A 23,511-nucleotide genomic window follows, 5' to 3' on the forward strand; every position below is an offset into this window, starting at 1 on the left:
TGTTAATTTAATTTTTTCATATACAATAGTAACTGGTGAGAATTTTAACTAAATTAAAAAAAATCATGAACGACAAAGACCTTTTCGAGGAAGACGGTGATAATATTGAAGAAAATAACGATGATAAAAGAGAGAGAAGTTTAGAAAATGAAAATCAGCAAAATCAAGAAGAACAACACAAAGAGGAAGATAAGCAATACATAATACAGTATATTCAAGACTATTTGAAAGTTTTTGAGGATATTCTAAATCAGATCGACGAAGGAATTGATAATTTAGATAGTTACGAAAGGACTATGCAAATAAAGCGAAGCATAGACAGGCTCATAGAGACTTTATATAGTCAGGCTGCGTCTGAAGATATTGATGCAGAATTTGAAACCACAAAGCATACTCGCGATAAATCAGAATCTATGAAAAGAGTTAGAGAGAAAAGAAGGAAGCAAGCGATAGAAGAAGTATTAAGTAGCATGTTTGCCCAGCAACAAAAGGAGCTAATGAACGCTAAACACTTAAGTCATGGACATGAAACAGCACATGATGATGAAGCAAAGAAACGAGTGAAGTCTTCAATCAGGGGAGTGTTGTTTTCGGTGATTGCTCATAGGATGGATCCAAGAAGGAGGGCAGGGGAAACTGCTGACGATAACGAAAAGCAAGCTCATATACATGGCAGGGAAGCAGTTGGTGGAGCTTTAGGTGCATTGTTAAAAACGTTTTTAACAGCGGTTGCTGCTATTGTGCATGAAATTGCTAAACCACTTCAGAAACAGGAAACATCTTTTGCAAAACAAGTTGAAGAAAGCAGAAACGCAGATTCACAAAAGGGTCGATCTGTGTAGATTTCTCCTTGTAATAATCTTTCGATTCTACTGTCTGTTAATTCAAATTAGGGTTATAAAATTTTAGAAGCCAGCTCTTATATAACCAATTTATAGCAAGAAATTACGATACAAAAATCAGCGTCCGTTAGAAAATAAACATAACACAGGGTGATAGAGTTGCCCCTATCCATAAGCGTCAGTTAAGCTCAAAATTGTAAGCTTAAAATATGGTTGAATAATTATTAATAATAGTATATAATTATTAACGTTTTTCAGGCATTTTTGTTATGGGTGCGCCAAGTAAGCGTTTAGAATACAATTGGTGAAAATCCAACTGACCTTACCCAGAAAAAGTGGAGAGAAAGTTTGGAATGTTTTTTACAAAAAGAATGATGCATCAAATTGTTCTGGAATGCAATAGTTAATAGTGACGTTGTTTGTTATAAAAAATTTCTATGTATTCAAATATTGCAGTTCTAGTTTGTTGAGCAGAGTGTTGTGAAGTATCAATAAGTATTTCTCTTTTCAATGAGCTAAAGAAGCTTTCTGCAACAGAATTGTCGTAACAACAGCCTTTATTACTCATCTATATTCTTTACAGCTAAGAGATATTGATACCCTTGCGCAGTATATTGTGAACCTTGGTCACTGTGCAGCAGTAGATTTTTAACAGGTTTACGCCTATTAATGGCCATTAATAAAGAGTTCATAACCAATTGTTTATTTATTGCACTACTCATTAACTACCATACGTGAGAATTATTGCTGCCAAATATAGCCATCCCTCCTTGGTTTTGATGTAAGTAATCCCATACTTTATTTGGTTGATCAACAATAAAGTTTTGATCTAGTATATTGGGAGCTACAGCTCTATTATCTGTTTGTTGTTTTTTAATTTTAAACTTTCTTCTCAGTATAGCCCTGATGTCATTTTTCTGCATAATACTTTGCACCGTTTTCAAATTGCAACTTTTACCCAAAGCCTTCAATTCAGCATAAATTTTAGGAGCTCCATATCTACATTTAGAAACTTGATATATTTTTTGAATAGCTTCGAGTAGCTCTTTATTTGCTGATTCTCTACTGCTTATTTTTCTTGTAGTCCACTTATAGTAGCCACTAGCAGAAAATCCTACATAATTCCTGTACTTTATAGCAGTTACTATATAAAAAAATATTTTACTCTTTTTGACTGGCCAGGGCTTTTTTTTAAATGTCTCTTTCCCTTGTTACTCTTGCTTTGTAAATCAAACCTCTCTTTGTCGTAAGGAGCCATGTTACCTCTACCTGGAAATGCATCTGCTGCCGACTTTTTTTCGTTGTGTTTCTTTATCCATTTTCCTAATAAACCACCCTTTATTCCTAAATCTCTTGCTATTTTTGTAATTGTTTGACCTGCCTTTCTTTGTTCATTTGCCAGTTTAACAGCTTCCAATTTGAATTCTGCTGTATATTCTCTTACCATTTCTAATCCTCCAAAATTTTATTTTACCCGAAAAAACTCCTTTCTTTCTCTCCACTTTTTCTGGGTAAGGTCAAACAATGACTATGCAAAAAAACTAATAACATGTATAATCTATAAATAATTTCTGAGGTAGATTGTGAAACTAGGTGTTAATATCGATCACGTTGCAACCCTCCGCAACGCACGCGGAACTTCTTATCCAGATCCATTGAAAGCAGCAGAAATAGCCATTGACGCTGGAGCAGACTTTATTACTGTACACTTACGAGAAGATAGAAGGCATATTAGAGATGAAGACGTATTTAACCTAAAAAAAAGCATTAGCACTGAGTTAAATCTTGAAATTGCAGCCACGGAAGAAATGCTTGAAATAGCAAAAAAGGTAAAACCCTATTCGATTAGTATAGTACCAGAAAAAAGAGAAGAATTAACAACCGAAGGTGGCCTGGATATCGTGAATATGCACAGTAAACTTTCTAGTATAATAGAGGAAATGCATAGCTCTAGCATAAAAGTCTCACTGTTTATCGATCCAAATATTGATCAACTAACATATCTTGAAAAGCTAGGGACAAAACCTGACATAATAGAAATTCACACAGGGGATTACTGTGATAATCCATCAGAAAAAAAGTTACAGTTAATTACTAATGCTGCAGAGTACGTCAATAAATTAGGAATAGAATGCCACGCAGGACATGGCATAACTTATAAACACGCTAAGAAGATGACAAGAATACCTCACATCTCAGCTCTTAACATAGGCCACTATTTAATTAGCGAAGCTGTATTTTACGGCTTACACAGCGTAGTAAAAACAATGAAAATGACAATGTCTAACTAACTGCTGCTTTTTCCTTCTCATTTAAAATACTTAAAAGAGTTTGGCTTGCTTTAAATTTTACCCTTGTCTTTTTAGGAACAGTCATGATCTCACCACTTTGGGGGTTACGACATTGTTTTTCCTGACTGATAGCAGTAGAAAATGTTCCTATTCCATGCAAACGTATTTCACCTTTCCCATGCAGCTCATTCTTTATTATTTTAATAAACGCATCATGAATCTTGCTCAAATCAGATTTTGTTATATCTATATTCTGACTAGAACAATCTTCCTTTAATTGTTTTATTATATCTTCTTTACTCATAAATTACCTTAATATTGAAAAAATCACATAAATAGCATATTATGTTGACACCGATAGTCAACTAAATTCATCACAAAAATAGAGGATATCATACATTTTTGCAAATATTTGTATAATACTTACAAAAAAACACCACTATAAAATAACTATCTCTTAGAAAATTGACACTTTTTCCGAGCTTTATGTTGACCATATTTCTTACGTTCAACAACACGTGAATCTCTAGTTAAGAACTCACCATTACGTAATATAGAATGCAAATCTTGGCTTACGCTACTTAAAGCTCTGCTTATTCCATGAGCTAGAGCACCTGCTTGACCAGATAGCCCTCCACCTTTTACAGTTGCAAATACATCATATTTATCTAACATAGAGGTTGCAACAAATGGCATTTTTACTGTTTGGCACACTGACTCTCTTTTAAAATAAGAAATTAGATCGCCTTTTTTGTTAACACTAAATTTTCCACTCCCCGGCTTTATCCATACTCTTGCTACAGATTCTTTTCTTCGGCCTGTAGCATATAAACGACCAAGCGAATCAACTGCTGATTTAATTGTCTTTTCTGACCAATCATTGTTATTTATTGTAGAACTCTTCATTTTTACTCCATTACTTTTTATTTTTACGATTCAAAGAGGCAAAATCTATCTTTTCAGGTTGCTGTCCTTGATGCTTATGCTCTGAACCAGAATAAACATACAAATTTTCAAAGCGTCTACGTGCCATAGGCCCATCATCAAGCATCCTTTTCACTGCCATTTCTATTACACGCTCAGGAAATTTGCCATTTAAAATATTATCTGGAGTAGTTTTCTTCAAACCACCAGAATAACCTGTATGCTTATAGTAAATTTTATCTTTAAGCTTCTTTCCGGTGAAATGCACCTTTTCTGCGTTGATAATAATTACATTATCGCCACAATCCATATGAGGTGTATACTCAGGTTTATGCTTTCCACGTAATAGTGTCGCTACAAATGCTGCAAGCCTCCCTACCACTAATCCTTCTGCATCTATGACAAACCACTTTTTATTGATTTGTTTCTCCTTTAAGAAAAAAGTCTTCATTATTTGATCCAACAATAGTAAGCTATGATATACTTAATTTCTCAATAGTGTCAACAATATTAGTTATTGATTATTAAAGTAATTTATGTTAGTAATTGAGCTGCGCAACCAATATGCATAGGAATTAGAATGTTTCGATTGATTATCACACTTGCGATCATTTTTAATACTATAAGTTGCTATGCAACCGATGTGGGAGAAGTGATAAGCAAAGCCATCAAAAATAGCTCAAAAATAAAGTCTCAATTTTACCAATATAAAAGCGCAGAAAAACACTATAAATCTTCTGGGTTAGCTGGATTTTTACCTGACATTAATTTGCAATACAATTTCGATAGTAACTTTAATCTTGATACATCTGAAAAAAAACTTACATTGCGCCAGAAATTAATCGATGGCGGTGGTACCTTTGCCACATTCAGTCGATCAAGCCATCTTCTCAAAGCAGAAAAGATGCGATTTCAGCAATTAAAACAAGAGCTTGCACTTAATGCTGTGAAAGCATATGTTAATGTTTTACAAAAGACAGAAATATTAAAGCTCAGAGAACATAAAGAACGCGTTTCTTTGGAACATTTGTCAGCTATGAAAAAACGCTTTTCCCTTGGAGAGGTAACCAATGCTGAAGTTTTGTTAGCAAAAGCAAAATTTTCGTCTTCTATATCCGAAAGAGTTGATGCTGAAGGTAAATTAAAGTTGGTAAATATTGCTTATTATCATTTGATTGGCGAAGATGCTGATGACCTTTCTGAAGCTAATGATAAACTACCTTCTGTTCCAGAGCTAAATGAATGTTTACAGTTAGCAAAAACCAATAATTTATCTCTAAAAGCAGCAGTTTATCAAAAAAGAGCAGCCGGAATGGAAGTGATTGCTGAAAGCTCCAAGTGGCTTCCTTCTTTAAATCTAAGTGCAAGCAAAAATTTTGGGGAGGATGGTATGAAGGTAGACAAACTATTAGAAAATGTTCATGTAGTTTTTACTCTTGATGTTCCAATCTTTAAGAGAGGAGTTAATGCTTTTGGTGTCAGTAAAGCTAAAATGGATGCAAAAAAATCTACCTACGATTATTATGAAACGGTAAAAAATATAGAACAAGCAGTTGTAAATGCTTGGAATAATGTGTTGACAGCAAAGGCCATTATCAAAGCAAGTCAAGAAGCGGAAAAAGCAGCAGCTCTAGCATTGGAAGGAGTTGAGCAAGAAGTAAACTTAAATTTAAAGAGTACATCTGACCTTTTGGACACTGAAGATGCATTATTTAAAGCACGTTCAGACTTAGTTGAAGCAAAAAGCAATTATGTGATTAGTGTTTACAACTTGCTTTTTATGATAAATAGTATAGACCTCTAAATTTAATGGTATTAGCACTATGCATGATGAACAAGGCAATCAATCTGTAAAAGATATCCTAGAAGATATAAAAAAAGCTATATCGGGTAAAAACGCGAGTAACGATAAAGCAGAAATAAAGGATGAAAATGATGATGTGCTATACCTTGAGGAAGAGTATCCAGAAGAAATAGAAGAAGATGGCAAAAAAGAAAATAATGAAAAAGAGGACATTGATAATGATGACCAAAGTGAGGAAATGGCTTGCAACAATAACCAATTTAATGGCCATAGCTACAATTCAGAAGAAAAAAAAGATATTTATTTGTACGATAATATCCAAATGAGTAATAACAAAGCGAGTAATAGCGGCTTACAAGCGCAAAATAACGATCATCTAATTTTAAAAGAGAATATGGAAGAGATCAAAGCGTTGCTTGGAAAAATGCAAAACGAATTACAGCATAAACAACAAAAAAAAGCGAACCTTACTGTTGAAGAATTAGTTACATCTCTTTTAAAACCTCAGCTCTCAGAATGGCTGAATAAATATCTACATGCACTGGTAAAAGAAGTAGTTGAAAAAGAGCTTAAAGATATAATCAATAATAAGTAGGGTATTAGCAATAAAAACTAGAGTAAAGACGGCTAGAGGCAGAAAACTATCTTCAACAAGGTGGCTACATCGTCATTTGAATGATCAGTATGTGCAAAAAACTAGCAAGGATGGTTATAGGTCACGCTCAGCATATAAGCTGGTAGAAATGGATAACAAATTTAAATTATTCCAAGAAGGGCAAAAAATTATTGATCTTGGTGCTTCTCCTGGTGGATGGTCACAAGTTGCATCTCAGAAAGGTGCAAATGTGGTTGCTCTTGACATAAAACCAATGAACGCAATTAATGGAGTAGAGTTTATACAATGTGATATTATCAATGAGTTTGAAATTTTAAGAGAAAAATTCAAGGATCAAAAATTTGATGTAATTTTATCTGACATGGCGCCCGAATCTTGTGGTTTAAAATCGTTGGATCATATCAGAATTATGCTTTTATGTGAGGCAGCGCTCAATTTTGCAAAGCATTTCTTGAGCCATGGTGGCACGTTTGTAGTAAAAATTTTCCAAGGAGAATCTGATAAAGATTTTTGTAACGAGCTAAAAAAAATGTTTAAAACAGTAAAATACTTTAAACCAAAGTCAAGTAGATCTGAATCTACAGAAATGTATTTGGTAAGTTTAGGCTTTATTGGCAGCAGACTTTCTATATAATATTAATCCAGGTAGCCCACAGAAACGAAAAACTTCCTTGACAAACTCCGCCAGCCCCCTTATCATAACAGTGAAGCTATTGTATTTGCTTTCGCCAATCTGCAGATTAAAAGGTAAGGATTACTTAATGTATCGGCGTCTTATATTCAATTTTTTGCAGTATATAGATACTGTATGTCTTTACAAAACTTCATCTACATCTAGATTTTTATCTAAATAAGCTGAACGCGCTTATAAAGCGTTACAAGACATCAAAAAATGCCAATACTCGACAGAGATAGTAAAAGACTAGCTAACTCGGGGATTCTTTGTCTTTTTTTCTGCTTGGTAAATTTCTTAAACATTTGCAGCGTAGGTTAGTTGCAATTAAAAGCAGCTGAATTTCGCTTGTCAAGCGTTTAAAACATAAAAAACGCCAATATTTTAAAGCGGACAATAACCACGGGGCTTCTTTTGCCTTTTTTTTCGCTTGGTAAATTTCTTAATATTTATAGCAACATGAATTGGGCAGGAAGGTGTCATTCCAGTGCTCCTTTTTTTGTCACCCGAGCCCCTATGATGTCATTCCAGTGCCTCTATGATGTCATTCCAGTGCTTGACACTGGGATCCAGTTTTCCATATAATCTCATCGAAAATGTTGTAACCACTTTCTATGCTAGTTTGCTTGCTCACAAGCAAACTTTCCTGGATCCCAGTGTCTGGGCACTGGGATGACAGAAGAAGGAGGCGCTGCCGTCTTGGATGAAAAGGCTGGATTCCAGTGTCAGCTACTTTCATGACATCATCATAAGGTAAACCAGTGTCAGCTACTCGGATGACAGGAGAAGGGGCTACTTGAATGACGGTGTCGGTAAACTTAGAGCTATAATAACTATTTGCCTTTTTTCTGCTTAGGTTATGCAAGAAGTCTACTGTCTGAGAAAAAGTAGATAAAGGGTGAAGAAAGATAGAAGTGTTTAGATAGCTTAAAAAGAACGTTAAGTCATGCTTTTTATTTATATTGACAGCGTATATGACATCGTTTACGATTAAAGTTAATAACAATAATTTATATTTATCATGTTTGCAGTAATTGAGACTGGTGGAAAGCAATATTTAGTAAAAGAAGGTAGTATAATAAAGGTAGAGAAGTTAGAAGCTGAAGAAAAAAAAGAGGTGGAAATCAATAAGGTGATTTGTATTTCAAATAATGGCTTATCTTATTCATCTAATGCTACTGTTAAAGCTGAAGTGTTGCAGCAGTGCAGGGGGGAAAAAATTATAATCTTTAAGAAGAAAAGAAGAAAAAATTACCGTAGGAAAACTGGTCATAGGCAGTATATAACTGTTCTTCGTATAAATGAAATTAGTCTTCAAAAGTAAGAGGTAAGATATGGCAACTAAAAAATCAGGTGGTAGTTCCTGTAATGGTAGAGATTCAGCGGGTCGTAGGTTAGGAATAAAGAAGAATGGGAAGGTTATTCCTGGTAACATAATTGTGCGCCAAAGAGGCACAAAATTCCATCCTGGGAAGAATGTTGGTATAGGTAAAGATCATACGATTTTTGCTAAAATAGAAGGCTGGGTCAGCTTTAGAAGGTCAGCAAATAAAAAGACTTTTATTGATATCGTGCCTACAGATAATATGAAAGCTTCAGCTTGAATAAATCATGGGTCTGTAGCTCAGGTGGTTAGAGCGCACGCCTGATAAGCGTGAGGTCGGAGGTTCAACTCTTCCCAGACCCACCATTTAGTAGTTACTAACTGTGTTTTCTATAGCGGTTTTGATATTGTATAAGCAAAAACATGAGTTTATATAAAAATTTAGTAACCAGTGAATCAGTGGCGGCTGGTCATCCAGATAAAGTAGCAGATCAAATTTCAGATGCAATACTTGATGAGTACCTTTTTACTGATCCTTTTGCGCGAGCTGCAATAGAGACTTTAGTCACCAAAGATAACGTTATTATAGCTGGGGAAGTGTTTGGGCCTAACATCAAAAATAGCAGGATTGAAAGTATTGTACGGAATACAATAAAAGATATTGGTTACAAGCACGATGGGTTCCACTGGAGAAAAGTGAAAGTAAATATATTGCTGCATGAGCAATCAAATGACATTGCAATAGGGGTGGATCAAGGTGCTGGAGATCAGGGCATAATGTATGGCTATGCAACAACAGAGACAGAAAACCTTATGCCGGCACCCATTTTTTATGCACACTCGATTCTGAAAAATATCATGAGCGCAGTTAAAGAAGCAAAACTTGGTCCAGATGCAAAGTCACAAATCACTTTGGCATATGAGAATAACCTCCCGGTACGTGCTGAAAGTATTATTGTCTCGATACAGCACCCTGAGAATTTGGATCAATCAAAAGTAAAAGAAATAATTTACCCTTACATAGTTTCATCTTTACCTGAAGGATGGATGTGTCCTGAGGAAAATCTCTTAGTCAATCCAACTGGTAGATTTGTTATTGGTGGGCCAGTTGGTGATTGTGGATTAACCGGACGAAAAATTATGGTTGATACTTATGGGGGTTATATTCCACACGGTGGAGGGGCATTTTCCGGAAAAGATGCAACTAAAGTTGATAGATCTGCAGCTTATATGGCAAGATACCTTGCTAAAAATATTGTCTTTGCAGGTTTGGCTGAACGTTGTCTTGTGCAGCTTTCTTATGCAATTGGTGTATCAAAACCTACTTCATTCTATATTGATACATTTGGTGCGAATAAGGTAGAGGAAAGAGTAATTAAAAAGTTTATCGAGAATAATATAGATTTATCAACAAAAGGCATAATCAAGCATTTATCGCTTAATTGCCCTATATATAAACGTACAGCCTGTTATGGACATTTTGGTAAACAGTCGGAAAGGGACGGTGGATTTTCTTGGGAAAACATGGACTTATCTGCTGATCTTTGTAGAGAATTCAATATAGAAGGTAATAGTAAAATTTCTTTAGATTGCTAAAATTTTTGATTTACAGCCTCATATTTATATACTAGCTTATTGTTAAAGCATAGCACGCTTTTTCATAATAATTATACCATATTAGTAATAATTTTTATATTCAATTTTTATTGTGAGGCTTATAAAGTGTATAACGAAATAGAAGGAGAACTGTACAACGTAATTGTAAAAGAGTTTTCTGATCTTATTGATAAAATAAAAGAACACCCTTTTAATGTTGAATTGATAAATAATACATTAGATTATGAAAAATTCAAATTCTACCTTCAGCAGGATTTTCTGTATTGTATAGATTGCGCTCGTGCTTTTTTAATTGTTGCAGCTAGAGTTGATGATATTGAAATGATGAGTAGTTTAATCAATTTGGCACAAGGAGCATTTTATGTTCGAGAACAGTATAAAAAATATTTTGAAGATTGTGATCTATCTGATGATCACAAAAAGTCAAGAGCTTGTTCTGCCTTTACTGACTTTTTCATGAGTGCCGCATATCACAATTCTGTTAATGAAGCTTTAGTAGCATCTTATTCTTGCTTTAACATATACCAAATCGTTATACGCCATATGGTAAATGAGATAACAACTAAAGGGGTTAAAAATAACAAATACAAAGAGTGGATCAACATTTATAGTAGCGAAACAGTAAATGCTGTAATTGATGAGGTTACTGATATTACAAATAAGCTATATAAAAAAGCTAGTGACTGTGAAAAAAAGAGGATGTATGAGTTTTTTAAGAAAGGGCTGGAATTAGAAATAATGTTTTGGGATGAGGCATATTACTCTAATATATCTAGCAAAGAATATTAGCAGCGGATTATTTACGTTAACTTGATCTTTTATCGATAACTACAGTGTTCAGTGGCATAATTAGGAGCTGTTACGGGTCAAATCTTTTAAAGGATATAATTGAGCATCCTTTTAATGTTGAGTTAGCGAATAACACCCTAAATATAGAGAACTTCAAATTCTATGCTCAACAAAAGACGTTGTTCTTAGGTGATTATATTCGTACCACCTTAATTACTGCATCCAAAATGGAAGATTATAGTAGTATTATCTCGCTTGCTGAAGTAGCCCAAAGAGTAGTGACTGTTAATAGAATGTTATATGACTACTACTTTACTATGTACGGTATAAGTCGCGAAAAGAAATCTCTTGAGTGTTTTAATTTCACTAATTTTCTTTTATCCATCTCGCATAGTAATACCTATGAGGCTATGACGGTTTTGTATTCTTGCATGTTTATATACGAGACTGTCGTTGATAGCATGAAAAATAGATTCAAGAAAAATAATAGATATAGGGATTGGTTTAATTTTTGTTACAGTGATTCAGTAAAGTCTGGATGCATTATTTTGGAAAATATTGTTGATGGATATTGCAGCAGAGCAAGAGAAAACGAAAAGAGCAGAATGCTTGAGTTGTTTAGAATAACTGCACAATTTGTGTTAGATTTTTTGAACGGTGCATATAATTTTTCAAGATTCAATCAATTTCCTAAGGAACATTGACAATTTTAAGCTAATTTGTATCCTTAATAAGTATTTTTTAAAATGCTATGAAAAGTAAAGAACATGATTTTCATTTAGTGGATCCAAGCCCTTGGCCAATTGCTGTATCAGCAGCAATTCTTATTCTTGCACTTGGATTAGTTGGCGCGCTTCATAAACAAATTGTCGGAATGTTTTGTTTAGTTTTGGGAATCTCCGCAGTATCAGGGGTGCTGTTTTATTGGTGGAGAGATGTAATAAGGGAGGCCATTTATGACAAATGTCACACTGCCATTGTAAAACATGGACTCAAATTTGCAATGTACTTGTTTATTCTCTCGGAGGTCGTATTTTTTATAGTGTTCTTTTGTTCATTCTTTAAAGCCTGGCTTGATCCAGTTTTTTTATTTGAGGCGTTTTCTCCTGCAAAAAAAGTTGAATGGCCCCCTGAGGGAATTTTGCCACCTGATCCGTGGTCACTACCATTCATGAATACATTAATATTATTGCTTTCTGGTACAACAATTACTTGGGCAAATCACTCTTTACTTAAAAATGATAAAAAGAGCATGATTAAAATGCTGTCCATAACTATATTGCTTGGAGTTTTTTTTATAATAGTGCAAGCAATAGAGTATCATGAAGCGAGTTTTTCTCTACAAGAAACAGGAGAAAAGCTTATTTATACATCCAATTTTTACATGATTACCGGTTTTCACTGCGCACACGTTATAATAGGAATAATATTTTTATCAGTGTGTTTATTTAGAGCACGGAAAGGCCAATTTACACTTCAGGACCATTTGTGCTTTGAGTTTGCCTCCTGGTATTGGCACTTTGTAGATGTAGTCTGGATATTTTTATTTTTGTTTGTCTATTGGTTAAGCGTTTATTAAGTGGTTAAAATAATAGGTCTAGATCCAGGAATAAGCAAGACTGGGTGGGCCATTATCAGCCTGAACGAAAAAAATAATATTGAATTTTTGGGCGGCGGTACCATATCAACTGATGGTAAATTGGGTACAGGTGAACGCCTACATACAATTTTTGAACAATTAAAGAAAGTAATTTCCCTATACTCTCCGAATGAAGCTGCGGTGGAGAAAATTTTTGTTAATAAAAATCCTAAATCTTCACTAACTTTAGGATATGCAAGAGGGGTTGTAATTTTAGCGTTAAAAATAACAAAGCTAACTATGAATGAATATGATGCAAACTATGTAAAAAAAAGCATTACCGGAAATGGCCATGCTGATAAGGATCAGATGATATTTATGGTGAAGCAAATAGTTAAAAATTTGAGTATAAAATGCCACCATGCTGCTGACGCTCTTGCTGTAGCAATTTGTCATGCTTATACGAAAGGTTCTTGTTTTGTTGAGTAACTTTTATATGGGATTCAGTTTGAAGATTTCCAGATCTGGAAAAACTATTTGATTGTATTTATCTTGTCTAACGTTCGTTGCAAAATAATACATGCGGAGATTTTATCATCTATTTTTTTCGATTTTGTGATTGATATTCCAGTAATTTTTAGTGTATGAGTTGCGATAGATGTTGAGAAGCTTTCGTCTTGTAAGTATATATTTACTTTATATTTTTTTATTATTTTATTTGCGAATTGGATTATAGTTTTACACCATTTAGTTTCTTGCTCGTCCATTTTTAATGGTAGTCCTATTACCATTGATCCAGATTCATTTTCTTTGAATATTCTATGCAGATAACCTAAATCTTTGCTCATATTTTTTCTGTGATATATGCTATGAGCTGTGGCTATGAGCTGTGTTTTATCGCTAAATGCTATGCCTATTTGCTTTTCTCCCATGTCAAGGCACATTATGCGCTTATCTTTTGGAATAGACTTTAGAAACTCATCTGGATTTCTATGTAGCATCTATTAGACTTCCTTTAAAGTGACCTTACCAAAAAAGTGGAGAGAAAGTTAAGAAAATTTTTTACAAAAAGAATAATGAATCAAATTGCTCAGGAATGCAATAGACTTCTTGCATAACCCAAACTAAGTAGAAAAAAGGTATCATCTAAGTAGCTGACACTGGTTTCCATCCAAAAGGGCAGTGCCCCTATGATGTCATTCCAGTGCTTGACACTGGAATCCAGACTTTAATTGTTATACTTGTAAATAAGTCTGGTGAGAATAGACGTTCATCTCAAAATGCAGTATTTTTGTTGAAATAGCTCAACTGGATTCCAGCGTCACGCGCTGGAATGACACCTTTGTGTTTGCATAGCTGTACGAACATTGTGATTTGAGAGCAATCTCCACAAGGGAGGATGTCATTCCAGTGCCCAGACACTGGAATCCAGGAAAAAGAATGGTGTCATCCAAGTAGCTGACACTGGGATGGCTTTGTTGCATCGCTACTTATGAAAGGCTAACTATAATTAGGATTATAAGCAACCTATTGAAAATCTTGTTTTTTTGCAATCAATCTGATCAAATTTAAGAATAGTAATTTATTATTTATATTAATAAATTTAATTCTATTGAAAATAGCTAAAGCATTGAAATTCTTGAATTTTAGCCGGATTAGTGAGTGGTAGTGAAATTTCTTTTACTCAAATTTAGGTATTCACTGACCGTTCTTGTTATAAATACCAGAATAATAAGCTACTGATATTCTCCACCTTTTTTATCTTTAATCCATCATAGCTAGCGATGCAACAAAGCCCACTGGGATCCAGAAGACTTAATTTCAACCAAATAATAAAGGCTGGATCCCAGTGCTTGGCACTGGAATGACAGCAATCCTACGTCATACCGCAATTCATTCGCGGTATCTCGGCCGCTAACAAGTAGCGGGATGACGGTTATCGTTTAGCTACAAACATTAAGAAATTTACCAAATGAAAAAAAAGGCAAAAGAAGCCCCGTGGTTGGCTAATTACTTACATTATACTTTCAAGTATGGCATTTTTTTATTCTAAACACTTAATAACCGCGATTCAGTTGCTTTTAAACCGCAACTAATCTAAATTATAAACGTTAAGAAATTTACTAAACAGAAAAAAAGGCAAAAGAAACCCTAGGGTAGCTAGTTATTCACTATCCATTTTTTAAGTTGGCGTTTTTTTATGTTTTAAACGCTTTATAAGCGCGTTTCAGCTTATGTAGGTAGAAGTTTTATAAAGACATAAGGTGCACATAGTGCAAAAAATTAAACATGAGACGCCAGATACGTGAGTTTTTTTGTCATTTAATCTGTACAGAGAAGATAAATAAATAGCTTCAATTTTATGATAAGAGGGCTGGCGAAGCTTGTCAAGTAATCTTTTGCATTTAACCCGTTTCTATGGGTAAAACAATCTGCATACCACTTAGCTAACATGAGTTTTGTTTTGACTTTTTGTGCTAATTTTGCAGAATATTAAGATTATCATTTAAATAAAATACATGACGAAAGAGGATTGGGAAGCGGTAATTGGGCTTGAGGTACACGCTCAAGTTTCTTCTAATACGAAGCTATTTTCTAGCTCATCAACGGAATTTGGTGCTGAGCATAACACTCAAGTTTCTCTAGTTGATGCGGCAATGCCAGGTACGCTGCCAATACTAAATTATTACTGCATAGAGCAAGCAATACGCACTGGTCTTGCACTTTCTGCAGAAATTAATAAGTATTCTTACTTTGATCGGAAAAATTATTTTTATCCTGATTTACCACAAGGTTACCAGATAACTCAGTTTTTTGAGCCAATAGTTAAAAACGGTAGAGTATTTATCAACGACAATGAAAAAGAAATAAGAATTGCGAGAATTCATTTAGAGCAAGATGCAGGAAAGAGCGTTCATGAGGAAAGCAGAACTTATGTAGATTTAAATCGTGCAGGGGTTGCTTTAATGGAAATTGTTTCAGAACCAGATCTCCGTTCATCTGCAGAAGCTGCAGAATGCATGAAAAGATTGAGGCAGATTTTGCGTTACATTGGTTCGTGTGATGGTGATATGGAAAAGGGATCACTTCGTTGTGATGCAAATGTTTCTGTTCGCCTAAAAGGCAGTAGTACATTTGGCACTCGTTGTGAAATAAAAAATCTGAACTCGATACGTTATATTGTGCAAGCTATAGACTATGAAATACAAAGACAAATTGAAATTTTAGAAAGTGGAGAAGAAATAAGTCAAGATACCTTATTGTTTGATGTCGCTTTGGGAAAAACAAAAGTGATGCGAAACAAAGAAGATGCAAGCGACTATAGATACTTCCCTGAGCCTGATTTATTACCTGTTGAGGTAAGCCAGGATAAAATCGATTCTATTAAATCATCTTTACCTGAGTTGCCAGAGCAGAAAAAGCAGCGATACATTGAAAAATTAGGTATCAACGAATACGATGCAAACGTCATTACTTCCGATAAGGCGATTGCTGATTACTTTGAGGAATTGATAAAAAAACATGATTCAAAGCTCGCGGTCACCTGGTTAACTGTAGAGCTTTTCGGTCGTTTAAATAAAGCAAATATTGATATTGTGAGCTCCCCAATCAAAGCAAATGCTTTGTCCGAACTCTTAGATTTTATCGTTGATGGAACAATCTCTGCTAAACTTGGTAAACAAGTTTTTGATATTATGTTTGAAACTGGCAAACCTGCATCTCTCATCATAGAAGAGCAGGACCTAAAGCAAATAACCGATAGAGGTCAAATATCAGAAGTTATCGACACAATCATCAATAGCAACCAAGATAAAGTTCAAGAATACAAAAGCGGTAAAACAAAATTATATGGTTTCTTTGTTGGTGAAGTCATGAAATTCACCAAGGGAAAAGCCAGCCCTGATGTTGTGAATTCAATTTTGAGTGAGAGATTAGAGTGAGGTGCCTGTAAGATTATCCTGCTCGGCGGTTAAGCGCACCTTTCATGGTATTATGTATCAAGCGAGATGGCTAATGCTGTTTCCTAAACATGCAGTAGATAGAGAGTATTCTTTCCGCCTATTCACAGAGAAAAAATCAGCTAAGGATTTTGATGATATTGTTCTTCGGTATGAACAAGATGGGAAAATAGTACATAGATTCATACAAGTCAAGCACAGGCAGGGTAGGCACAAAAAGATCAGCATAGGTGACTTATTAACACCGGGAAAGGATGGTGCGTTTGGCTTAATAAAATATCTCATTGCTTATTTAAAGATCAAAAGTAGTGGAGAGTTTGAGGGTGAAATAGAGGATTTTGTCATTATTACAAATGATGATTTTGATTCCGCGGATTCGACATCGCATCCAGTAAGAAAGCTGAGAATGATGCCGAGTGGGAAGAATAAAGGAAAGGAAATTTCAGTCATAAGAATAGACACACAAGATGAGTTTCTGGATGTAGGTGATGGTGTAAGATATAAATTTGATAATAGTATTATCTCATATTTGCAGGAAAATAAGGATTTTGTAAAGCGTGAGGTAGGTAGAGAAGTCAGCAATAAAGAAATAGAAGACTTTTTAAATAAATTAGTATTTGCAGTCAATTTGCCAAGCGGAACTGAACTTAGTGAAATTATTAAGAGTGAATTGGGCAAGGAATTCAGCAATACTGATGCAAAGCACTTTTACAGCCGTTACCAGGAAGAAGTGCTGATTTTGCTGGAGAAAGAAGAAGAGGAGTTTCTATCATATGAGAAAGCAAAAGCTCTTCTTGAAGAAATAAGAGAGGAAATTTTAGGAGCGGTTTGGTTTGATGTAAGAGGTCCAGTCAGACTATTTACAGGAAGAGATGAGGATTTGGGAATGCTACATGATTCGCTACAACGCAATCCCAAAGGTGCTGTAATTTCATACATAACGTCTATTAGTGGTCCTGGGGGGATGGGAAAAAGCCAGTTAGCTAGAAAATATGCTTGTAAATATAGAAGATATTATGACGACAATGTTATATGGATAGACGCTGAAAACTTTGAAGCTATGAAAGATTCTTTCTTAAGGTTAGCTAGAAATAGATTAGGTATTTCTCCCAAAGATAAGTATGGAAACGACAAAACGATAGAAACTATTGTTAGAGAAGTATATGCTTTCTTCGCAAGAAGGAGGAGCCTGTTCATTTTCGATAACGTTCAAGAGTACAAAAAGATAAGTAAATTTTTGCCATTTTCTTTATCTCCTGATCTTAACAAGCCTCATATTTTGATTACCTCGCATGATCAGGAACTGGAAAAGGGAATAGACGTTATAAAGCTAGGAGAATTGGAACAAAGAGACGCTATAGAGTTTGTTAAAAAAGGATTTAATATACTAAAAAAAGATAAATCGCAAGATCGGGAGATAGAAAATTTGGTAAGAAGGTTGCAATGCTTTCCTTTAGCTATACAACAAGCAATATCATATATCGAAGATCAGAGAATAATAGAGAAGTTTAAAATTAGTGATTACCTAAAAGAGTATGAAAAGAAAGCTAAGAAGTTGCTTAAGTCTAAAATATTTCAAGGAATTGATAATAACTATACTAAAACAACTTTTACAGCTTGGGAAGTTACGATGGATAAAGTAAGAAGTGATGAACAATATGGACCATTAGCTTCAGAGATTTTAGATGTTTTGGCTTATTTTGCACCTGATAAAATCGCTAGAGAAATATTCTTAAATTCGGTAAGTGATTATAAGAAAAAGCAGTTAAAGCTAGCCATCCGTTTACTTGTGAGATATTCCATGGTGGGCGGTGAACAAAACCAAAGTGTATTAAATGTCCATAGGTTAGTACAGGAAGTAACAAGATTAAAATTACAAGAGAACCGACAAGAAGAGAAAACCCTCAGAAAGGCTCTAGAATTGATAAACAGTGGTGATTTAGCGAAAGATAGTAAAATTCATGTTGCATCTATTTGGGGATATGCAAGTAAACACGGTAGGTTGATTGATGACTTTTACAAAGATACTAATTTACATTTGCTTGTTGAAAATGATGATTATAAAGCGATTAAAAACTTATTAGCATATATAAAGAAAAAACATCAAGATAAGCTTAGTGAGATTGTTAATGCTAAAGATGGGTGTGATATTGCTCCATTGCATTTAGCTGCTGGAAATGGGAAATTGGACATAGTAAAATACCTGATCAATAAAGGTGCTAGTATTGATGTTAGGGACTGTTTTTACCAAACGCCATTATACTGGGCTGCTAAGAGTGGAGAGTTAGACATGGTAAAATATCTTGTAAATAAAGGCGCTAGTGTTGATATTGAAGATAGTTATGGCTGGACTGCGTTATACTGGGCTGTTGAGAATGAAAATTTTTATATAGCAGAATACCTTATAAAAGAAAAAGGTATTGATGTTAGTGCTAGGTACAGCAATGGCAAAACTATGTTACATGAGGCTATTAGGTTTGCGAAACTGGATGCGGTGAGGTACCTAATTGGTAAAGGAATTGATATTGATATCAAAGACGGATATGGCGGTACTCCATTGCATTGGGCTGCTATCAGAGGAAAGATTGATATGGTAAGATATTTTATAGAGCAAGGTGCTGACGTTAATGCTAAAGATAATGATGATCTAACGTCGTTACACTGGGCAGTTTTATACGCGAACTTGAAGGTAGTAAGATGTCTTGTTGAAGATGGTAGTGATGTTGATGCTAAAGACAAACGTGGCTGGACACCATTGCACTTGATTGCCAAGAATAACCGTCTATTATGGGGGGATGATTTGAATGAAATGTTGGGAACAACAGAATACTTCATTCAAAAAGGTGCTGATGTTAACGCTAAGGATAAAGACGGCAACACACCACTACACCTCGCTGCTATGAATGGAAAGATTGATGTAGCAAAAGTACTACTAAAACACAACGCCGATGTTAACGCTAAAAATAATGAAGGAAGAACAGCATTACATTATGCCACTGATTTCAATCATAGGGACCTTGTGGAGTTACTTTTAGCTCATGGTGCATCCATCCTATGACTTGGGCTTTAATGGCTGTAGTACTATAGCTGTTATACGCCAAAAGTAAGTATTAGATATAACAAATAGAGGAAATTAGATAGAATGATTAAAGGGGCAAGGATATAAAGGTTTAACTTAAAATAACCTGATAAAATTTGAATCACACTTCCAAGTGCCGGCACCCATGAAAGTAATGTAACTGCACAAATCAGTAGATTTTTTACGATTTTTGGTGTTTTATGCTCGTTCTCTAGTTTGCGGTATGATTTTCGTATAGAGATTGTTATTCTACCTAAATACCAGTTAACTATTCCACCAAGGCTTGATCCTAGTACTCCAAAAAATAACATAAGTAGTGGAGTGTAATACGACCTGAAATAAAGCATGGTATTGAACACAAAACCTTGATGTATGGGTAAAACTAACGACGATACTAGACTATCTGTGAATAACAGGAAGTAGTTTTCCATATGAGTTTACCAGGTTGTTGTACCATCTTCATTGTCAGAAATTGTAATCCCCATTTGTTTCAACTGGTCCCTTATTTTGTCTGCAGTATTATAATCTTTATTTTGTTTTGCTGCTCTTCTTAAATCTATCAATCTTTCTATTTCTTGATGACTCACACCAGCAGTAAACCACTCTTGATAACTTGACTCAAGAAGACCAATAAATCTGGCGCTCTTAACAAAACTCTCAGTTAATTTAAGCTTTTCACTTTCATTACTCATTTTGTTAATTTTTGCAGCCATTTCATGTAATATAGCTAGAGCTTCAGGAATGTTTAAGTCGTTTTTTAAAGCGTCTATAAAATCTTTAGAAATCTCTGCGTTACTTTCATCAATACTTATTGTATCTAAACCACGTAATAACCGATAAAATTTATTTAAGGTTTCCTGTGCATCAGAAATAACGTTTTCTGTCCAATCAAGTGGTTTTCTGTAGTGAGTTTTGAGCAGTGCATAGCGTATTACTTCACCCTTTATTCCACTATCTAGCAAATCTCTTACTTTGACTATATTAAATAAGGACTTGCTCATTTTCTCTTCATTTACTGTAAGAAAGCCGTTATGTATCCAGTATTTTGCAAACATTGATCCAGCAAATGCAGACTTACTCTGTGCAATTTCATTTTCATGGTGAGGAAATTGTAAATCTATGCCGCCACCATGAATATCAAAATCTTTGCCAAGGTAAGCATATGACATTGCTGAGCATTCTATATGCCATCCAGGTCTGCCCTCTCCCCATGGGCTATTCCAATAACTTGAAAGTTTGTAGTCAATATCATTTGCAGGCTTCCACAGCACAAAATCTCCAGGGTGCTTTTTATTTTCATTAACTTCAACTCTGCTACCTGGAACCAATTCATCAGTTTTTTTTCCTGATAAAGCACCATATTCATGGTAAGATTCTATATTAAAATACACGTGTTTGTCAGATTCATAAGCGTGGCCTGATTGCAGCAAATGTTCAATTAATTTTATAATGTAATCTACGTTTTCCGTTGCTTTTGGTTCGTATGTTGGTTTTTTACAATTTATGCTTTCCATATCATCATGAAAAGCTTTAATGTAATATGTGGTTATACTTTCTATGTTGCTATTTTTTTCACTTGCTGCATTAATTATCTTATCATCAATGTCGGTTATGTTACGCACATAGGTAACTTTGCCATAACAAAACTTAAGTAGCTGAAATAACACATCATACACAACAACAGACCGTACATTGCCTATATGTGCTGTGTCATATACTGTTGGTCCGCAAACATACATTTTCACATGATCTTTATCGATAGGTGTAAAAAGCTCCTTTTTTTTTGTTAAGGTGTTGTAAAGCCTAACCATATACGAAGCTTTTGAGAAAAGAAAATGCCCCAATGATAAGTTGTGGCCCTTTGACTACTACAACAAGAGTAAGCAATAACCCACACAATGATATTAGAACTCCCAATATGGATAGAAACCCATCTTTACTCATGATACCAAGCGAAATAAGAGTCGTACCAATTGCAGGAATGAAGTTAGTAAGAGGTAGTGGAAGAGCTATTGATAACGCACAAAGCAGCATTATAAAAGCTAAAATTTTTTCACCGGGCCCATAGAAAATAAAAGACATTCTTGGTCTCATGAACTTTTCTATTTTTTTTAATGCTGGAGAAGTTTTCTCTACCACAAAAGCTAGTGTTGAACGCTGAAAAGACCTTCTTTCCAACCAATGCGGCATCCAAGGAGAATCAAATCCAAATAGAAGCTGCAGTGAGAATAAGATTAAAGGTATAGAAAGAATAGTTGTATAACCAGGTGGAACCGGTATAGGCACCGATAGCGGCAAGGAGAAGATGATTATTAAAATACCAAAACCGCGCTCATGCAAAGCTGTTTTAATGTCAAACAAAGTTACTTTATTGCTATCATTGTTATTGGTATCTGCAACCTCTTTTAGAATATCAGAAGCTAGTTTTTTATCTTTAGTTAGTTTCTCACTTTTTTGCACAATTATCTTTTAATAAAATATTCCTCCTAAGCTAACATAGTTGTTGCTGTATTTCAATATTTGTTATTTATTTCATACCAATACTTCATCTCTTTCATTCTTTAACCTGACTAAGTTTTTAAACAGATGACATGCACTAAGGTGCATGTCACGAAGTATGAGGACGCTAACGATCTGGTTCGTTAGACGATAATTTTTCTGAGTCCTTAAGCTCCTGTTTAAGGTTTTTGATGCCTTTTCCTAAATCACCCATAACTTGCGGTAATCTGCCTGCACCAAACAGAACTAAAATTATTATTAAGACTAGAAACAATTGCCATGGTCCTAAACTCATTTTCACCTCCATTTAAAATATTGACCTTTAAATATTAAAACTTGACTGAAGTCAAGTAACACATAGATTATATCACCTTTATTTAATTATAAATCAAGGTTTTTTAATTATTTTATAACAATTCCAGACTAGATTATTTTCTTGCAGCGAATAAGTGGAAACTTTTCGCTTAACTGTAGAGTAGAAGAGAGCTCACTAAAAAACTTTGCTAGCGTATCATCTTGAGGCCTATGGTATATATCGCTAGAAACTCCTGATTGAATAATTTTACCATTTTTCATTACGTAGATAAAATCTGCAACTTTCAATGCTTCTTGCGGGTCATGAGTTACCATTAGCACAGGGATATTTTTACTTCTAAAAAGGGACAATATATGTTGTCTTATTCGGCACTTGAGCAGTATATCTAAATTAGAAAATGGTTCATCTAACAACACAACATCAGGGTTTTGTGCCATCACTCTTGCTATTGCAACTAATTGTTGCTGTCCTCCAGATAAGGCGTTAGGGTACATATTTTCGTATTTTTCTATATTGAGTAACTTCAAAATTTCCAATGCAATTAGGTGCTTTTCTCTCTTGGAAGAGCTGCGGATAGCAAAGGTTATATTTTCTACTACTGTTTTGTGAGGAAATAATGCAGAATGCTGAAAAATCAATCCGATATTTCTATGCTCTATAGCGACTGATGCCTTATTACTTGCAACTAACCTATCATTTATAAAAATAGTTCCAGATTTTGGATTTTCTATCCCCGCAATTAATTTCAAAATTGTTGACTTGCCACAGCCAGAATGCCCCAATAAACATGCAACATTTCCTTTCTTTACTTTAATGTTTATATTGCTTAAAGCAAAGTCGTTTTGATTGTTATAGAAATAACCAATATTGTTAACTAGCATTAATCTTACTTAAACCATGTTATTAAATATAATAGCATTATACTCAAGAAGTACAGAAATGTTTTTTGTCGTCATAAATTGGTTATGCAAGAAATCTAGAAAAGAAAGGATTTTTTGCTATAACTTTACATGAATGGTAGGAAACACGGGACTATAGCTCAGCAGGATAGAGCGTTGGACTCCTAATCTGAAGGTCGTGCGTTCGAATCGCACTAGTCCCACCACATTAAATTTCATGGAGATTTTTTTTCACAAATACGCACACCTTTTTTTGCGGTTTTAAGATATAAATTCCCTAATAATAAAACGGGTTTTGTG

At 34.6% G+C, this 23,511-nt stretch carries 29 protein-coding genes and 2 tRNA genes; 16 read left to right on the forward strand and 15 right to left on the reverse strand.

What is annotated here, in order from left to right; all coding sequences use genetic code 11:
• The first annotated feature begins 65 nt into the window (after window positions 1-65).
• Complete coding sequence (locus ABWU29_RS05175; RefSeq protein WP_141456786.1) at window positions 66-842, forward strand: hypothetical protein; 777 nt, start codon at window positions 66-68, stop codon at window positions 840-842.
• Window positions 843-1,245: 403 nt separating this feature from the next.
• Here ABWU29_RS05175 and ABWU29_RS05180 read toward each other — a convergent pair whose 3' ends face one another.
• The 4 genes from ABWU29_RS05180 to ABWU29_RS05195 are packed head-to-tail and all read right to left on the reverse strand — an operon-like array spanning window position 1,246 to window position 2,289.
• A complete protein-coding gene (locus tag ABWU29_RS05180) occupies window positions 1,246-1,410 on the reverse strand; it encodes an IS3 family transposase (RefSeq protein ID WP_010082072.1) in 165 nt (54 codons plus the stop codon).
• On the reverse strand, window positions 1,403-1,564 hold the full coding sequence (locus tag ABWU29_RS05185) for a DDE-type integrase/transposase/recombinase (protein WP_010082071.1): 162 nt from the start codon (window positions 1,562-1,564) through the stop codon (window positions 1,403-1,405). The genes ABWU29_RS05180 and ABWU29_RS05185 overlap by 8 nt, the downstream gene beginning before the upstream one ends.
• A 3-nt stretch (window positions 1,565-1,567) precedes the next feature.
• Entirely contained in the window at window positions 1,568-2,002 is a 435-nt protein-coding gene (locus tag ABWU29_RS05190; RefSeq protein ID WP_141456787.1) for an IS3 family transposase, read from the reverse strand.
• A complete protein-coding gene (locus ABWU29_RS05195; RefSeq protein ID WP_081600753.1) occupies window positions 1,987-2,289 on the reverse strand; it encodes a transposase in 303 nt (100 codons plus the stop codon). The genes ABWU29_RS05190 and ABWU29_RS05195 overlap by 16 nt, the downstream gene beginning before the upstream one ends.
• A gap of 136 nt (window positions 2,290-2,425) precedes the next feature.
• Between ABWU29_RS05195 and ABWU29_RS05200 the strand changes: the two genes are divergently transcribed.
• Window positions 2,426-3,133: a pyridoxine 5'-phosphate synthase gene (locus ABWU29_RS05200; protein WP_141456804.1), complete on the forward strand. Its 708-nt coding sequence runs from the start codon at window positions 2,426-2,428 to the stop codon at window positions 3,131-3,133.
• Here the strand turns inward: ABWU29_RS05200 and ABWU29_RS05205 are convergent.
• The 3 genes from ABWU29_RS05205 to rplM all read right to left on the reverse strand — a co-directional run bounded on the left by ABWU29_RS05205 (window position 3,126) and on the right by rplM (window position 4,508).
• Window positions 3,126-3,437 carry an HU family DNA-binding protein gene (locus tag ABWU29_RS05205; protein WP_006279876.1) on the reverse strand — a complete coding sequence of 104 codons (312 nt, stop codon included), beginning with the start codon at window positions 3,435-3,437 and terminating at the stop codon, window positions 3,126-3,128. The two genes, ABWU29_RS05200 and ABWU29_RS05205, sit on opposite strands and share 8 nt — an antisense overlap.
• 146 nt (window positions 3,438-3,583) lie before the next feature.
• The gene (gene rpsI / locus ABWU29_RS05210) at window positions 3,584-4,039 is read right to left on the reverse strand and encodes a 30S ribosomal protein S9 (RefSeq protein ID WP_007548415.1); all 456 of its coding nucleotides are present in this window, start codon (window positions 4,037-4,039) and stop codon (window positions 3,584-3,586) included.
• 10 nt (window positions 4,040-4,049) lie between these two features.
• The gene (gene rplM / locus ABWU29_RS05215; protein WP_010082596.1) at window positions 4,050-4,508 is read right to left on the reverse strand and encodes a 50S ribosomal protein L13; all 459 of its coding nucleotides are present in this window, start codon (window positions 4,506-4,508) and stop codon (window positions 4,050-4,052) included.
• Between the two features lie 129 nt (window positions 4,509-4,637).
• On the opposite strand from rplM, the gene ABWU29_RS05220 reads away from it, so the two are divergent.
• The 3 genes from ABWU29_RS05220 to ABWU29_RS05230 all read left to right on the forward strand — a co-directional run bounded on the left by ABWU29_RS05220 (window position 4,638) and on the right by ABWU29_RS05230 (window position 7,111).
• The gene (locus ABWU29_RS05220; protein WP_006279873.1) at window positions 4,638-5,861 is read left to right on the forward strand and encodes a TolC family protein; all 1,224 of its coding nucleotides are present in this window, start codon (window positions 4,638-4,640) and stop codon (window positions 5,859-5,861) included.
• Window positions 5,862-5,880: 19 nt separating this feature from the next.
• Window positions 5,881-6,456: a PopZ family protein gene (locus tag ABWU29_RS05225; RefSeq protein WP_010082598.1), complete on the forward strand. Its 576-nt coding sequence runs from the start codon at window positions 5,881-5,883 to the stop codon at window positions 6,454-6,456.
• 76 nt (window positions 6,457-6,532) lie between these two features.
• The gene (locus tag ABWU29_RS05230; RefSeq protein WP_015588787.1) at window positions 6,533-7,111 is read left to right on the forward strand and encodes an RlmE family RNA methyltransferase; all 579 of its coding nucleotides are present in this window, start codon (window positions 6,533-6,535) and stop codon (window positions 7,109-7,111) included.
• 583 nt (window positions 7,112-7,694) lie between these two features.
• On the opposite strand, the gene ABWU29_RS06045 is transcribed toward ABWU29_RS05230, so the two are convergent.
• Window positions 7,695-8,015 (reverse strand): toluene-4-monooxygenase system B family protein, encoded by a 321-nt coding sequence (locus ABWU29_RS06045; protein WP_242049588.1) that lies wholly within the window; start codon window positions 8,013-8,015, stop codon window positions 7,695-7,697.
• A gap of 156 nt (window positions 8,016-8,171) precedes the next feature.
• On the opposite strand from ABWU29_RS06045, the gene rplU reads away from it, so the two are divergent.
• The 8 genes from rplU to ruvC all read left to right on the forward strand — a co-directional run bounded on the left by rplU (window position 8,172) and on the right by ruvC (window position 12,948).
• On the forward strand, window positions 8,172-8,474 hold the full coding sequence (rplU, locus tag ABWU29_RS05240; RefSeq protein ID WP_015588788.1) for a 50S ribosomal protein L21: 303 nt from the start codon (window positions 8,172-8,174) through the stop codon (window positions 8,472-8,474).
• Between the two features lie 10 nt (window positions 8,475-8,484).
• Window positions 8,485-8,754 (forward strand): 50S ribosomal protein L27, encoded by a 270-nt coding sequence (rpmA, locus tag ABWU29_RS05245; protein WP_006279564.1) that lies wholly within the window; start codon window positions 8,485-8,487, stop codon window positions 8,752-8,754.
• Between the two features lie 9 nt (window positions 8,755-8,763).
• A tRNA-Ile gene (locus tag ABWU29_RS05250) sits at window positions 8,764-8,840 on the forward strand.
• 57 nt (window positions 8,841-8,897) lie between these two features.
• A complete protein-coding gene (gene metK / locus ABWU29_RS05255; protein ID WP_174516991.1) occupies window positions 8,898-10,070 on the forward strand; it encodes a methionine adenosyltransferase in 1,173 nt (390 codons plus the stop codon).
• A gap of 126 nt (window positions 10,071-10,196) precedes the next feature.
• Window positions 10,197-10,880, forward strand: a complete 684-nt coding sequence (locus ABWU29_RS05260) for a TenA family protein (protein ID WP_038249063.1) — start codon at window positions 10,197-10,199, stop codon at window positions 10,878-10,880.
• Window positions 10,881-10,924: 44 nt separating this feature from the next.
• A complete protein-coding gene (locus ABWU29_RS05265; RefSeq protein ID WP_010962391.1) occupies window positions 10,925-11,584 on the forward strand; it encodes a TenA family protein in 660 nt (219 codons plus the stop codon).
• Between the two features lie 47 nt (window positions 11,585-11,631).
• On the forward strand, window positions 11,632-12,459 hold the full coding sequence (locus tag ABWU29_RS05270) for a cytochrome c oxidase subunit 3 (protein ID WP_006279354.1): 828 nt from the start codon (window positions 11,632-11,634) through the stop codon (window positions 12,457-12,459).
• Window positions 12,460-12,948 carry a crossover junction endodeoxyribonuclease RuvC gene (ruvC, locus tag ABWU29_RS05275; RefSeq protein ID WP_015588791.1) on the forward strand — a complete coding sequence of 163 codons (489 nt, stop codon included), beginning with the start codon at window positions 12,460-12,462 and terminating at the stop codon, window positions 12,946-12,948. It begins immediately after the preceding gene.
• Window positions 12,949-12,992: 44 nt separating this feature from the next.
• Here ruvC and ruvX read toward each other — a convergent pair whose 3' ends face one another.
• Both ruvX and ABWU29_RS05285 read right to left on the reverse strand, forming a co-directional pair.
• On the reverse strand, window positions 12,993-13,460 hold the full coding sequence (gene ruvX, locus ABWU29_RS05280) for a Holliday junction resolvase RuvX (RefSeq protein WP_010082183.1): 468 nt from the start codon (window positions 13,458-13,460) through the stop codon (window positions 12,993-12,995).
• Between the two features lie 303 nt (window positions 13,461-13,763).
• Window positions 13,764-13,943, reverse strand: coding sequence for a hypothetical protein (locus ABWU29_RS05285; protein WP_144054585.1), 180 nt, complete (start codon window positions 13,941-13,943; stop codon window positions 13,764-13,766).
• A gap of 1,035 nt (window positions 13,944-14,978) precedes the next feature.
• Between ABWU29_RS05285 and gatB the strand changes: the two genes are divergently transcribed.
• Complete coding sequence (gene gatB, locus ABWU29_RS05290) at window positions 14,979-16,400, forward strand: Asp-tRNA(Asn)/Glu-tRNA(Gln) amidotransferase subunit GatB (protein ID WP_015588792.1); 1,422 nt, start codon at window positions 14,979-14,981, stop codon at window positions 16,398-16,400.
• A gap of 52 nt (window positions 16,401-16,452) precedes the next feature.
• Complete coding sequence (locus ABWU29_RS05295) at window positions 16,453-19,476, forward strand: ankyrin repeat domain-containing protein (protein WP_051062191.1); 3,024 nt, start codon at window positions 16,453-16,455, stop codon at window positions 19,474-19,476.
• A gap of 32 nt (window positions 19,477-19,508) precedes the next feature.
• Here the strand turns inward: ABWU29_RS05295 and ABWU29_RS05300 are convergent, their stop codons facing one another.
• The 5 genes from ABWU29_RS05300 to ABWU29_RS05320 form a co-directional block, all read right to left on the reverse strand.
• Window positions 19,509-19,928, reverse strand: coding sequence for a DedA family protein (locus ABWU29_RS05300; protein ID WP_015588794.1), 420 nt, complete (start codon window positions 19,926-19,928; stop codon window positions 19,509-19,511).
• 6 nt (window positions 19,929-19,934) lie between these two features.
• On the reverse strand, window positions 19,935-21,308 hold the full coding sequence (gene cysS, locus ABWU29_RS05305; RefSeq protein ID WP_264378195.1) for a cysteine--tRNA ligase: 1,374 nt from the start codon (window positions 21,306-21,308) through the stop codon (window positions 19,935-19,937).
• Complete coding sequence (locus ABWU29_RS05310; RefSeq protein WP_209452352.1) at window positions 21,301-21,957, reverse strand: exopolysaccharide biosynthesis protein; 657 nt, start codon at window positions 21,955-21,957, stop codon at window positions 21,301-21,303. Before ABWU29_RS05310 ends, cysS begins: the two co-directional genes overlap by 8 nt.
• Window positions 21,958-22,123: 166 nt before the next feature.
• A complete protein-coding gene (locus tag ABWU29_RS05315) occupies window positions 22,124-22,291 on the reverse strand; it encodes a twin-arginine translocase TatA/TatE family subunit (protein WP_006013840.1) in 168 nt (55 codons plus the stop codon).
• Window positions 22,292-22,419: 128 nt separating this feature from the next.
• Window positions 22,420-23,193, reverse strand: a complete 774-nt coding sequence (locus ABWU29_RS05320; RefSeq protein WP_141456795.1) for an ABC transporter ATP-binding protein — start codon at window positions 23,191-23,193, stop codon at window positions 22,420-22,422.
• A 147-nt stretch (window positions 23,194-23,340) separates the two neighbouring features.
• On the opposite strand from ABWU29_RS05320, the gene ABWU29_RS05325 reads away from it, so the two are divergent.
• Window positions 23,341-23,417: transfer RNA gene (locus tag ABWU29_RS05325), tRNA-Arg, on the forward strand.
• Window positions 23,418-23,511 lie beyond the last annotated feature (94 nt).

The organism is Wolbachia endosymbiont (group A) of Phasia obesa, from assembly GCF_964028125.1.
Lineage (GTDB): Bacteria > Pseudomonadota > Alphaproteobacteria > Rickettsiales > Anaplasmataceae > Wolbachia > Wolbachia pipientis.

Bases quoted from the DNA above. Each gene is read 5' to 3' on its own strand.
- ABWU29_RS05315 (WP_006013840.1), bottom strand. From the start codon at position 22,291: ATGAGTTTAGGACCATGGCAATTGTTTCTAGTCTTAATAATAATTTTA.
- cysS (WP_264378195.1), bottom strand. From the start codon at position 21,308: ATGGTTAGGCTTTACAACACCTTAACAAAAAAAAAGGAGCTTTTTACA.
- ABWU29_RS05225 (WP_010082598.1), top strand. From the start codon at position 5,881: ATGCATGATGAACAAGGCAATCAATCTGTAAAAGATATCCTAGAAGAT.
- ABWU29_RS05220 (WP_006279873.1), top strand. From the start codon at position 4,638: ATGTTTCGATTGATTATCACACTTGCGATCATTTTTAATACTATAAGT.
- rpsI (WP_007548415.1), bottom strand. From the start codon at position 4,039: ATGAAGAGTTCTACAATAAATAACAATGATTGGTCAGAAAAGACAATT.
- ABWU29_RS05285 (WP_144054585.1), bottom strand. From the start codon at position 13,943: ATGCAACAAAGCCATCCCAGTGTCAGCTACTTGGATGACACCATTCTT.
- ABWU29_RS05320 (WP_141456795.1), bottom strand. From the start codon at position 23,193: ATGCTAGTTAACAATATTGGTTATTTCTATAACAATCAAAACGACTTT.
- ABWU29_RS05185 (WP_010082071.1), bottom strand. From the start codon at position 1,564: ATGAGTAGTGCAATAAATAAACAATTGGTTATGAACTCTTTATTAATG.
- metK (WP_174516991.1), top strand. From the start codon at position 8,898: ATGAGTTTATATAAAAATTTAGTAACCAGTGAATCAGTGGCGGCTGGT.
- ABWU29_RS05295 (WP_051062191.1), top strand. From the start codon at position 16,453: ATGTATCAAGCGAGATGGCTAATGCTGTTTCCTAAACATGCAGTAGAT.
- ABWU29_RS05180 (WP_010082072.1), bottom strand. From the start codon at position 1,410: ATGAGTAATAAAGGCTGTTGTTACGACAATTCTGTTGCAGAAAGCTTC.
- ruvX (WP_010082183.1), bottom strand. From the start codon at position 13,460: ATGCTACATAGAAATCCAGATGAGTTTCTAAAGTCTATTCCAAAAGAT.
- ABWU29_RS05270 (WP_006279354.1), top strand. From the start codon at position 11,632: ATGAAAAGTAAAGAACATGATTTTCATTTAGTGGATCCAAGCCCTTGG.
- rplM (WP_010082596.1), bottom strand. From the start codon at position 4,508: ATGAAGACTTTTTTCTTAAAGGAGAAACAAATCAATAAAAAGTGGTTT.
- ABWU29_RS05175 (WP_141456786.1), top strand. From the start codon at position 66: ATGAACGACAAAGACCTTTTCGAGGAAGACGGTGATAATATTGAAGAA.
- rpmA (WP_006279564.1), top strand. From the start codon at position 8,485: ATGGCAACTAAAAAATCAGGTGGTAGTTCCTGTAATGGTAGAGATTCA.
- ABWU29_RS05205 (WP_006279876.1), bottom strand. From the start codon at position 3,437: ATGAGTAAAGAAGATATAATAAAACAATTAAAGGAAGATTGTTCTAGT.
- rplU (WP_015588788.1), top strand. From the start codon at position 8,172: ATGTTTGCAGTAATTGAGACTGGTGGAAAGCAATATTTAGTAAAAGAA.
- ABWU29_RS05195 (WP_081600753.1), bottom strand. From the start codon at position 2,289: ATGGTAAGAGAATATACAGCAGAATTCAAATTGGAAGCTGTTAAACTG.
- gatB (WP_015588792.1), top strand. From the start codon at position 14,979: ATGACGAAAGAGGATTGGGAAGCGGTAATTGGGCTTGAGGTACACGCT.
- ABWU29_RS05300 (WP_015588794.1), bottom strand. From the start codon at position 19,928: ATGGAAAACTACTTCCTGTTATTCACAGATAGTCTAGTATCGTCGTTA.